Annotated in this window: 6 protein-coding genes and 1 pseudogene; 4 read left to right on the top strand and 3 right to left on the bottom strand. The window is 74.9% G+C overall.

Features of this window, described 5'->3' with window-relative positions; all coding sequences use genetic code 11:
* Positions 1-1,614 (top strand): annotated as a pseudogene (locus ABEA77_RS32710) (AfsR/SARP family transcriptional regulator); the annotation flags it as partial.
* 100 nt (positions 1,615-1,714) lie between these two features.
* Here ABEA77_RS32710 and ABEA77_RS32705 read toward each other — a convergent pair.
* Both ABEA77_RS32705 and ABEA77_RS32700 read right to left on the bottom strand, forming a co-directional pair.
* A complete protein-coding gene (locus ABEA77_RS32705) occupies positions 1,715-3,820 on the bottom strand; it encodes a sigma-70 family RNA polymerase sigma factor (RefSeq protein WP_345655627.1) in 2,106 nt (701 codons plus the stop codon).
* 443 nt (positions 3,821-4,263) lie between these two features.
* Positions 4,264-5,016: a TetR/AcrR family transcriptional regulator gene (locus tag ABEA77_RS32700; protein ID WP_345655626.1), complete on the bottom strand. Its 753-nt coding sequence runs from the start codon at positions 5,014-5,016 to the stop codon at positions 4,264-4,266.
* 507 nt (positions 5,017-5,523) lie between these two features.
* Between ABEA77_RS32700 and ABEA77_RS32695 the strand changes: the two genes are divergently transcribed.
* Both ABEA77_RS32695 and ABEA77_RS32690 read left to right on the top strand, forming a co-directional pair.
* Positions 5,524-7,155: an NAD(P)/FAD-dependent oxidoreductase gene (locus tag ABEA77_RS32695; RefSeq protein WP_345655625.1), complete on the top strand. Its 1,632-nt coding sequence runs from the start codon at positions 5,524-5,526 to the stop codon at positions 7,153-7,155.
* Between the two features lie 340 nt (positions 7,156-7,495).
* On the top strand, positions 7,496-9,235 hold the full coding sequence (locus ABEA77_RS32690) for an ATP-binding SpoIIE family protein phosphatase (protein WP_345655623.1): 1,740 nt from the start codon (positions 7,496-7,498) through the stop codon (positions 9,233-9,235).
* Here the strand turns inward: ABEA77_RS32690 and ABEA77_RS32685 are convergent.
* Positions 9,228-10,550 (bottom strand): MFS transporter, encoded by a 1,323-nt coding sequence (locus ABEA77_RS32685; RefSeq protein ID WP_345655628.1) that lies wholly within the window; start codon positions 10,548-10,550, stop codon positions 9,228-9,230. The two genes, ABEA77_RS32690 and ABEA77_RS32685, sit on opposite strands and share 8 nt — an antisense overlap.
* Before the next feature lie 226 nt (positions 10,551-10,776).
* Between ABEA77_RS32685 and ABEA77_RS32680 the strand changes: the two genes are divergently transcribed.
* A complete protein-coding gene (locus ABEA77_RS32680) occupies positions 10,777-11,379 on the top strand; it encodes a MarR family winged helix-turn-helix transcriptional regulator (protein WP_345655622.1) in 603 nt (200 codons plus the stop codon).
* Positions 11,380-11,683 lie beyond the last annotated feature (304 nt).

Raw genomic sequence — 11,683 nt, 5'->3', positions numbered from 1 at the left:
GCGGAGGCGGTGTGTGGTGGTGGTGCCGGGGGTGGTGGTGCGGATGTCGCGGATGCGTTGGGGGCGTTGGTGGACAAGTCGTTGGTGGTGGCGGCGCCGGGGCCCGGAGGCGCGATGCGCTACTGGATGCTGGAGACCATCCACGAGTACGCCTCCGAGCGCGCGGCCGAGGCCCCCGAGGAGCGCGCCGCAGCGGAGCGCGCGCACACCGCGTACTTCATCCGCTTCGCGGAGACAGCGGAGCCGCGGCTGCGCTCCGCGGACCAACTGCCCTGGATGCGGCGGGTGGAGACGGAGCTCGACAACATCCGCGCCGTACTCGACCGGGCCCGGGGCGCCGGGGACGAGCGGGCCGCGCAGCGCATGGTGTTCGCCGTCTGCTGGTTCTGGTGGCTGCGCAACTACCGCTCGGAGGCCCTGCGCCGCGTCGACCAGGTCCTCGCGCTCGGTCCCGAGCCCGGGCGCGAGGACGACCCCCGCTACTGGCCGTACCGCTCGCTCCAGCTCATGCGGCTCTTCATGCTGGGGGAGAACGGCGGCCTCGACCGGATCAAGGCGGAGCCCGGGGGCCTGGCGCCCGTCCAGCGGCTCATCCGCACGTTCGACCGGCCTGGGCCGCGGTCCGCGCGGTTCCCCGGCATGCTCTGGGGCGTCCTGGCGTTCTTCGTCGACCCCGGCCTCGACATCCGCCGCGTCATGGACGACACCCTCGCCAACGTCCGCAGGTTCGGCAGTCCCTGGGAGACCGCCGTGGTCCTGATGGGCCGCACGCACCTCCTTGCCGACCTGCCCGGCGGCGTCCAGGAGGTCGACGCCGCCCTCGGCGAGCTGCGGGAGCTGTGCCGGGAGGTGGGGGACCGCTGGGTGCTCGCGCAGGTCTCGGGCGCGGTCGGGGAGGCGGCGATGGCCCGCGGCCGGTTCGACGCGGCGCGGGAGGCGTGCGAGGAGTCCCTGCGGTACGCACGTGAGGTCGGCGCGTACGCCGAGGTGCCGGTCCTCATGGCGCGCCTCGCGGAGCTCTCCTACCGGGCCGGGGACCTGGAGGGCGCGGAGAAGGGCCTTGCGGCGGCGGTCCAGGAGGCCGAGCGGATCCATGTGCGGGAGGCGGAGGCGTTCCTCGCGCTGCTCGGCGCGATGCTCGCGATCAGCGGGGAGGACGCGGGCAGGGCGCGGACCGCGATCGAGGCCGCGAAGACGGAGGCGGGGCGCGGCACACCGCCGCCGCAGTTCGCCGTCGCGGTGGGGATGGTGGAGGCGCGGATCGCCGCCCGCGAGGAGGGCGGCCCGCGCGCCGCGCTCCGCTCGCTCGTGCCGGTCCTGCGCAGGGCGGTCGCGGGCGGGCTCGCGCCGACGCTGCTCGCCCAGGTCGCGGAGGCGGCGGCGCCGATGCTGCTGAGCACGGGCGACCCCGCGGGCGCCGTACGGATCCTGGCCGCGGCGGAGATCTGGCGCGGCCCGTACCCGCGCTCGGTCCCCGAGGCCAGGGAGGCCGCGGACGTCACCGCGCGGGCGCGCGCGGCGCTCACCCCCGAGGCGTACGAGACGGCCCGCGCCACCGGCGCCGTCCGCACCCCGCCCGAGGTCGCAGCCGGCCTTGCGGCCCTCTTCACCTGACCGCGCCGTGAGGCCGACCCGCGGCCGGCCGGGGCACGACCGGGCTCGGCCCGCCGCGTTCCGTACGGCCCCGGGTGCGGGGCGTACGGGGCCGGAGCCCTCAGCGGCAGCTGATGCGGGCCTGGACCCAGTCCGCGACGGCGACCGCGCCGAGGGGGGAGGCCGGCTGCACCACCAGGCGGATCGACTTCTGGCCCGCGATCGGGACCGACACCGGCACGGCGGGGTCGCCGCCGCTGACGACGGGGGAGGTCCACAGGGGCCCGGAGTCGCCGTAGACCGAGAAGCGGACCTTGCCGAGGCCGAGCGTCATGTCGTCCACCCCGACCGACGCCTCGTACGTGGAACACGGCCGGTTGAGGTCGATCGTGACGCTGCCCGGCGCGTGCATGCTCGCGCCGTACGCGTAGCCGGTCTTGGCGACCGACAGGTTCTGCCGCTGCCAGAGCTGCCCGGCCGAGGTGAGCCGCACCTCGGGCTCGGTGCCGTCGCCCTGGAACGCGTACGGCAGCCGGTTCACCTGGTAGACCGCGGGTGCGGGCGGCGGAGTGGTCGGGGCGCGCGTCGGCTCGGGCGGTCGCGGCGGCTTTGTCGGCTTCGGCGGCTTTTCCGTCGGGGTGGCGGACGGAGTGGGCGACGGCTTCGCCGGGGGCGGCACGGAGCGCTTGGTCGGGGTCGGCTTCGGCGCCGGGGGCTTCGGCGCGGGTGCCTTGGGCTCCGGTGCGGGCGGTGCGGGCGCCTTGTGCGTCGGCGGCGACGAGGGCACCGGGATCTGCGGCGGCAGCTGCTGCGCGGCGGGCGGCTTCGCCTCGGGGGCCGGGGGCTTGTCGCCGTCCCCCGAGGTGAGCGCGAAGACGAGCCCCGCGGCCGCGGCGACCGCGGCGAGTGCGGCCGCGCCGACCTTGAGCGGTGTGCTCGCACCGTCCGCCGCCGCGGCGGCGCCACCCGAGGACGTGCCGCCCGACGAGGAGCCGGCCGCCGCCGCGGCGCCCGCGCCCGCGGCCCCCGCGGTCGCGCCGCCGACCACGCCGAGTGCCTTGAGGGAGAACCCGGTGGCGAACCAGCCGATGACCGCGATCGGCACGACGGCCGGGATCTGCGCGTTCACGGAAGCCAGTTCACCCGCGGCCATCCGGCACTTGGCGCACTCGTCCAGGTGCTTGCGCAGGCCGCGCTCGGCCCGCATCCGCAGGCCGCCGCGCGCGTAGGCGCCGAGCCGGTCCGCGTACCGCGCGCAGTCGCCGCCCGCGGTGAGCGCGGAGCTGACGTGGGCCTGGAGGTACGCCTGCTTGAGTCCCTCGCGGGCCCGGCCCGCGAGAACCGCCGTCGCGTTGGCGGTCAGGCCGAACAGCGGCGCCACCTGGCTCGGCGACTCCTCCTCGACGGTGGTGTGCCACAGCACCGCCTGCCAGCGCTCGGGCAGGCTGCGGAACGCCTGCATCGCGAGGGACCGCTCGGCCTCGTGCATCGCCCGGACGTCGGCGCCCAGGTCCAGGGTTTCGTCCTCCGAGACCGAGGAGGACGCGGCGGCCTGCGTGGCGAACACCGCGAAGTCCTCGACCAGGTGCTCGCGCTTGGCGCTCTTCGTCCAGTTCGCGGCGACGCGCCGAACAGTCGTCAACAGGTAGGCACGGACGGCGTGTTCGGGCCCGGCGCCGCCGCGCACGGCCTGGAGCGTCCTGGCGAAGACCTCGGCGGTCAGGTCGTCCGCCGTGTCCGCGTCGCGGCAGCAGGTGCGCGCGTAGCGGCGCACCGCGGTCGAGTGCCGCCGGAACAGCTCCTCGTACGCGCTGTCGTCGCCGTCGCGCATGCGCTGCACGAGGTCGGCGTCGGAGGCCGGGACGTCGCCGCCCGGCTCCGCGCCCGCCTCGCCGGCCCCGGTGTCCTCGCGCTGCGCGGGCGAGGGAACCCTGGAAAGCGGCGCGGTCGCCGCGGCTCCGCCGCGCCCCTCTCGCTGCTGGGGGACGCTGCTCTCCGGGTCCTGCTCGGCCGTCTCCACGGGCGCGGGCTCCGGCGCCTGTCCGTGCGCAGGGCCGGAAGAGGGCCGCGCGGGGCCGCCGCCGGGCACACCGGGGGGACCCACGGGGGCGTCGGAACCCACCGGGCCGCCCTGGTTCGGCACCTGCCGGGGCGCGGGCCCGCCGGGCTCCGGACCGCCGCCCCCGCTCGCACCGCCCGTAGGCTCGTCGTGACCTTCACCGCTCATCGCGGAAGCCCCCGTATGCGCTGTCACACCCAAACACCCGGCAAGCCTGCCACAGAATGGTGGCACGGTGGGAGCGGTCAGGTCACAACCACCCCCCGGGGGCACGATCCCGCCCCGCGGCCCGCGCTTTCCCGCCGACGAGCGACACACCGGCCGCCCAAAGGGCACACGTGTTCGACAGCTGAAGCGGCGCACCCGTGGGCCACACCGCCCGCCCGCAGCGGACGGGTGGCGCAGTGACTGCGTACGGGCGCACCGGTCACGCCTACGGCGGCGCACCGGTCACGGCCGCGGCGCCGGGGGCACCAGGTGCACCTACCGCAGCGGGCGTGCCAAGCGCACCCGCTGCCGTAGGTGCCTCAACGGTGCCGAGTGTCTCGACCGCGCCGAGTGCCTCAACGGTGCCGAGTGCCTCGACCGCGCCGAGTGCCTGGACGCACCGGTTACAGCGCCCGTGGCCGCAGCCCTTCGAGCAGGATGTCGAGCAAGCGCGCGGAGGCCGCCGCCTGTTGGGCCGCGTCCGGCAGCGACGGCGCGGCCGTGGCGATGACCAGCAGTACGTCCGCGACGGTCACATCGTGCCGCAGCTCACCCGCGGCCCTGGCCCGCTCCACCAACTGCCCCACGACATCGAGCAGTTCGACGGCCCCCGGCGCGTCGAGCTCCTCGACGCTCAGCCGGGGCTCGATCACCCTCGGCTCGCCCTCGTCGCCGGGATGGCGCTGGTGCGGCACGCGTGTCTCGGCCGGCGGCGCCACCTCCTCGGACGCCATCCGCACGCGCAGCACCTGCGGTGGCAGCAGCCTGCCTGCGCCCGACGCGACCGACGTGCGCAAAAAGCGCGAGAGCGCGGGCCACGGCTCGTCCTCCTGGCCGAGCGCGGTACGCGCCTGGTCGGTGAGCCGGGAGGTCTCCTCTTCCGCTATCCGCCTGACCAGCACGTCCTTGCTCGGGAAGCGGCGGTAGACCGTGCCGACGCCGACCCTGGCCCGGCGTGCCACATCCTCCATCGGCGCCCCGTACCCCAACTCGCCGAACACCTCGCGCGCCGCGCGCAGCACGTGCTCCAGATTGCGCTGCGCGTCCACCCGCAGCGGCGCCGGGCGCCCGCCCGCACCACCGCTGCCGGCCTGCGCGGACGCGGCCTGCGCGGCAGTCGGCCTGGCCGTCGTCACCTGCCCACCGCCGCCTCGCATCGCACCGCCTCCAGACGGGTGCGGCGCCGCGGCACCGCCGCCCGCGACGCGGTGTGCGGAGCCATGTCTGATGCCGCGTCCCGCGCCTGGTCCAACGCCCGCGACACCCCGCCCGTCACCCTCGGCCGCCGATCCGGCGCGCCATTGCGAATCCTGAATGTGCATGACCGTTCCCCCGGCTCATGTACGTCTCCCCCCGGAGACTTTCCCCGTTTTCGACACGAAGGGCACAGACCAGTCACGGACCTGCACCTCCGATGACACACGAACATAGTTGAGCCCACCGCAATTCAGAAGGGGTAATTCCGTACGGAGGCGGCCCGATCGGAGCAAGGGCGAGAAGATATCTGATTCAACCAGCTTTCCCACCCTGGTCCAACCGCCTTGACCTGCACCCCTCTTCGTCAACGTGGCGAAATGTCCCGGCCGCCGAGTGGGCGAGTACCGGTCACACAATTTGCCGGGGCTGTGGACAAACCCCGCACGGCGATGCCTCATGGGGTGGTGATGGCTGAGACCCCCCGAGGCACCACACGACGAATCAGGCGAAACGCCCGAGGAACGGTACGACGAACGACCGCCGCGCGCCCCGGCGGAGAGGGCGCGCGCCCCGGCGGAGAGCAGGACGCGGCAGGCGCGCACCACCGCAACGACGCGCCGGACGCGCCGGGGGCTGCGCACGCCCCGCTCCCGAAGGCCCCGCGCGCCACCGGCGCCGCGCACACCGCCCCCGCCCGTCCCCCGGCCCGCGTCCTCGTCGTCGGCGGCGGCTTCGTCGGCCTCTACACCGCCCTCGGCCTGCAACGCGCCCTCACCAGGGACGAGGCGGACGTCACGGTCGTCTCACCCGACCCGTACATGACGTACCAGCCCTTCCTGCCCGAGGCGGCCGCGGGCACCATCTCGCCGCGGCACGTCGTCGTACCGCTGCGGGCCGTCCTCGACCGCTGCACCGTCGTCGTCGGCGAGGTCACCGCCGTACGCCACGGCGAACGGGCCGTCACCCTGCGCACCGCCGCGTCCAAGGAGGAGGGCGGCGCGGGCGGGCAGCGCAGGCGGGAGTACGACGAACTCGTCCTCGCCCCCGGCTCCATCTCCCGCACCCTGCCCGTCCCCGGGCTCGCCGAGCACGGCATCGGGTTCAGGACCGTCGAAGAGGCCATCGGGCTGCGCAACCACGTCGTGGAACAGCTCGACATCGCCGCCTCCACCCGCGACCCCGCCGTCCGCGACGCCGCCCTCACCTTCGTCTTCGTCGGCGGCGGCTTCGCCGGCGTCCAGGCCGTCGCGGAACTGGAGGACATGGCACGGCACGCCACCCGCTACTACCGCACCATCGCCCCCGGCGACCTGAAGTGGATCCTCGTCGAGGCCGCGGGGCGCATCCTCCCCGAGGCCGACGAGGAGACGGCGCACTACGCCGTGCGCGCCCTGCGCGCCCGCAACATCGACGTACGCCTCGGGACCCGGCTCGACTCCTGCGAGGACCGCGTCGCCCACCTCAGCGACGGCACCCGCCTGACCACCCGCACGCTCGTGTGGACCGCAGGCGTCCGCCCACACCCCCTCCTCGACGCCACCGACCTGCCGCGCGACGCCCGTGGCAGGCTCGTCTGCACCGGGTACCTCTCCGTCGCGGGCACCCGCCACGCGTGGGCCGCGGGGGACGCCGCGGCCGTGCCCGACCCGACCGCGGCGGAGCCCGGCGCCATCTGCGCCCCGACCGCCCAGCACGCCCTGCGGCAGGCGGCCGTGCTCGCAGGGAACATCGCCGCGTCCCTGCGCGGCGGCCCCCTGTCCGAGTACCGGCACACCTCCGCCGGCTCCGTCGCCTCACTCGGCCTGCACAAGGGCGTCGCGCACGTGCGCGGCAGACGTCTGACGGGCCGTCCGGCCTGGCTGCTGCACCGCGCGTATCACCTCGGCCGGATGCCCACCGCCGACCGCAGGGCGCGCATCCTCGCCGAGTGGACCCTCTCCGGCCTCTTCAGACGGGACGTCGTCTCCCTCGGCTCGCTGGAGCATCCGCGCGCCGAGTTCGAGACCGCGGCGGGGTCCAGACCGCCCGACATACCGGGGCCGCCGGACATACCGGGCCCGCCCGGCACGCCGGGGCCACGCGCCCCCGGCGGCTCGTAAGACCCCCCGGCCGCCGGCGCGCGCCCCCCGACACGGCCGGGGCGCCGCCAGTGGGCCCCCCGACACGGCCGGGGCGCCGCCAGTGGGCCCCGCCACACCGGACGTGTGACCATGGAGCCGGTCCGTACGGCCCCCGGTACGGACCGGACGACCCGATCCGACCGAACTCCGGGGCGGGCCACCGGCGGACGGCCGGGCCCGCCCGGCCGCACCGGCCGGGCGCCCGCCCCGCGGGCCCCGCGCCGTTGACACCGCACCACCCGCCGGGCCCGACGTGTCAGGTCGGCGGCCGCCACCGCCCCGTCACGACCAGCACACCACACACGAGGTCCTGAAAACCGTGAACTTCACGCGTTGGAGCGCCCGGCTCTCCGGCAGCACGCAGCGCCGGACCCTCGCCCGCGCGGACCGCGCGGCCGCCCGCCAGGAAGGCGGCGCGGTCCCCGCGGCCCGCGGCGAGTACGCGGCCGAACCCCCACGGGCCGAAGCCGACAAGGCCGGCCGGCACGCGCCGCTCACGCCCGAGGACCTCTCCGTACGCGACGTACTCGGCGAACTCCCCGCGCTCGTCGCCCTGGTGTACGGCCCCGATCACCGCGTCGCCTACGTCAACGACGCGTACGAGGCAGCCTTCGGCCCGCGCGAACTCGGCACCCCCGCCGCACAGAGCTGCCCCGAACTCACCGCACTCGGCCTCACCCCGCTCCTCGACCAGGTCCTGCGCAGCGGCACGCCCCGCACCGTCAAGTCCCGCAGGATCCCGGCCCCCGCACCTGAGGGCCGCCCCGCGGGCACCGCGCGCGCCGAGCGGCGCACCGAGGGCTCCTACACCGTGACCTGCGCGCCCGTCGGCCGCCCCGGCGCGGACGGCGTGCTCGTCTTCGCCGCGGACGTCACCGACCACGCGGAGGCCGCCGAGCGGTTGCGCGCCAGCGACCGGCGGCACCGCCAGACCGCGGTCACCCTCCAGCGCTCCCTGCTCCCGCAGGAGCTGGAACAGCCCGACGACCTGCGCGTCGCCGCCACCTACCAGCCCGGCGGCGCCGACGCCGCGGTCGGCGGCGACTGGTACGACGTGATCACCCTCGGCGCCGGACGCACCGCCGTCGTCATCGGCGACGTGATGGGCCGCGGGGTGCGCGCCGCCGCCGTCATGGGGCAGCTGCGCACCGCCGTACGCGCCTACGCGCGCCTCGACCTGCCGCCCCACGAGGTCCTCCAGCTCCTCGACGGGCTCGCCGCGGAGATCGACCCCAGCCAGATCGCCACCTGCGTCTACGCGGTCCACGACCCCAACGAGGGGGCCCTCGTCTACGCGTCCGCAGGGCACCTGCCGGTCCTCGTGCGCGACGAGGACGGCACCGTGCGCCGCGCCCCCGACCCGACCGGGCCGCCGCTGGGCACCGGCGGCTGGATGCACGCCTCCGCCAGCATCCCGCTGCCGCCCGGATCCACCGCCGTCCTCTACACGGACGGCCTGGTGGAGCGGCGCGACGAGGACATCTACGACGGCATCGCCAAGCTGGAGAAGGCGCTTTCGGGCGCCCAGGGCACCCCGCAGGTCGTCTGCGACCGGCTGCTGCGCAGCCAGGGCATCACCGCAGAGCACGACGACGACGTCGCCGTCCTCGTACTCCAGCACCCCGCGCGCACCGGCAGCGACGCCGAGCTGTTCCACAACGCGGCACTCGAACTCCTCGGCGGCATCGAGGCCGCCCCGCGCGCCCGCGCCTTCGCCTCCGGGGTCCTCGCCTCCTGGCGCTTCCCCGTCGAACTGCGCGACCTCGGTGTCCTCGCCACCAGCGAACTGGTCGCCAACTCGCTCAAGCACGGCACCCCGCCCATGCGGCTGCGGCTGCGCCGCACCGACCGCAGGCTGATCATCGAGGTCACCGACGGCGACGACCACCTGCCGCGCCGCCGCAGGGCCGAGCCGGCCGACGAGGCCGGCCGCGGCATCTCCATCGTCGCGACCATCGCCTCCTCGTGGGGCTCACGCCGCACCCCCGGCGGCGGCAAGGCCGTCTGGTGCGAATTCGCCCTGCCGCCCGCCGAGGACGGTACGGAGGAGCTCAGCTGACGCTCTCCGGCACCCGCGCCGGACCCACCGACTGCTCGGGCAGCGCTCCCGGCCCGGACAGCGGCTCCGGCAGGTGCTGCGCGACCACCCGCGAGGGCGCCGTCGCCGCGGGCCGCTCCTGCCCGGGTGTGAGCAGTTTCCCGAGCCGCAGCGCCAGTACGGTCACGGCCAGCGAAAAGGCCACGAACGTCGCGATGTACGGCCCGTGCACGCGCGCCGCCATCGGCGCGCCGACCGCCGGACCCACGGCCAGTGCCAACTGTTTGACCAGCGCGAACGCCGAGTTGTACTGGCCCACGAGCGCGCTCGGCGCCAGGTCCGAGACCAGCGGCGCCACGGTCGGCGACAGCAGGGCCTCGCCGAGACCGAACAGCCCGTACGTCGACACGAACGCGACCGTCGCCGCCGTCTGGCCCGCGTGCGCGAGCCCCGCGTACCCGGCGACCAGCCACGCGACCGCCCACACGAGCCCCACCAGCGCGATCACCCGCGTACGGCGGCGGCGCTCCACGAAGCGGAGCACCAGGAACTGCGCCACCACGATCACCGCCGTGTTCACCGCGAGCGCGACCCCGAGCGAGGACGGGTCGATGCCCGCCGCGTCCGTGCCGTACGCCGTGAGGCCCGACTCGAACTGCCCGTAGCAGGCGAAGAACACCACGAACGCCAGCACCAGCAGCTGCACCATCGCCCGGTGCGAGAGCAGCGCGCGCAGCCCCCGCCCGCCGCCCGCCGCGGCCCCGGCCGCCTCAGGCACCGGCCGCGCGAGCCGTACGGTCCCCGCGATGGCCGCGAGCACCAGGAACATCGCCGCCTCGACGCAGAACAGCAGGATGAAGCTCCTCGGACGGCTCGTGTCCACGAGCTGCCCGCCCACGAGCCCGCCGACGCCGAGCCCCAGGTTCTGGAGGAAGAACTGCGTCGCGTACGCCCGGGTCCTGGTGGACGGCGTCGAGCACCAGACGATCAGGGTGGCGAGCGCCGGCTGGATGACCGCGGTCGCCGCGCCCAGCACGGCCGCGGCCGCCACGGCCCCCAGGACGCTCGACGCGAAGCCGAGCCCGACCGCGCCGCCCGCGGCGCACACCGCCGCGCCGGCCAGCACGGGCATCGGCCCGCGCCGGTCCATGGCGCGCCCGGTGAACGGCAGCAGGACGAGCGCGGCGGTCGCGAACACCGCGAGCACCATCCCGGCGGTCCCGGACCCCAGGCCGCGCACCTGCGCCACATAGACGTACAGGTAGGGAACGGTGAAGCCGAGACCGAACGCGCTCAGCACGTTCCCGGTCTGGATCCTGCGCATCGCCGTGCTCATCGCCTTGGTCACACACTCACCTGCCTAGGGTCGCCGGGTGGCACGCGCCGCCCGGGGGAGGGGGAAGTCCTGGGGCTCAGGGGCCTCGCACAGCCCCATAAGGTTGAAGTACGTACGACTGATGTGCGAAGACCTCAGACGTGAAGACTTTAAAGCTAAAGTTAGGATTTGAACAATACAGCTCGAAGCACTTAAACGCCAACCGCCCCCGTGGGATACTGAAGCGATGTCCGACACATCCCAGGGAGCCGCGTCCCTGCCGCCGCCGGGGCACGAACCGAGCCTCGACGAGCAGATCGCCGCCTACCAGCGCGAGTTCCAGGACCTCGACCCGCAGGTCGAGAAGGTCGTCTCCGCGCTCGGCCGCCTGAACCGCCGCATGAACGTGGCGTACGGCCGCCAGGTCTCGGAGCTCGGCATCAGCAACACCGAGTGGGAGGTCCTGAAGACCCTCGTCGTCTCGGGCGCCCCCTACCGCCTCGGCCCCGGCGAACTCGCCAAGCGCCTCGGCCTCACCCCCGCCGCCATGACACACCGCATCGACCGCATGGCCAACGACGGCCTCGTCACCCGCGACCGCGACGAGAACAACCGCGTCCGCGTGATCGTGGAGCTCACCGACGAGGGCCGCGCCAAGTGGCTGGAGGCGATGCGCAGGGCGTCCGCCTTCGAGGAGGACCTCCTCCAGGACCTCTCGAGCGAGGAGCGCGGCGTACTCGGCGAGGTCCTGATCCGGCTCCTGCGCCGGGTGGAGGACACCCAGCCCGACGCGGGCGGCCGGCTGAAGGACCTGGACGCCCAGGACCAGGACGGGGCCACGGCCTCCTGAACCGCGGACGGCGGTTCCTTGACACCGCCGGAGGCGATCCGTAAAGTACTCCGAGTTGCCACGGAACCGGACGGTTCCCGGCAGCCCTCCCGCCGCTGGAGCGCAAGCGGCACACCAACACCAGCACGGCCTCCCTCACGGGACGGGAATTCGGCATGCCGAAAACCCGTTTGAAAGGGCTCGATTATGAGTCCCCGGGGAGATCCGCTAAGGTTTGGAACGTCGGAACGGCCGAGCGAAAGGGCCGGAAAGACGCGGCAGGACCCCACCTTCCGGCGGGGAATCGGACGGGAAACACGGGAAA

The sequence above is a fragment of the Streptomyces tremellae genome, from assembly GCF_039540215.1.
Classification (GTDB): domain Bacteria; phylum Actinomycetota; class Actinomycetes; order Streptomycetales; family Streptomycetaceae; genus Streptomyces; species Streptomyces tremellae.
Note: the sequence above shows the minus strand (reverse complement) of the source record. Positions and strands in the feature narration are given on the sequence as shown.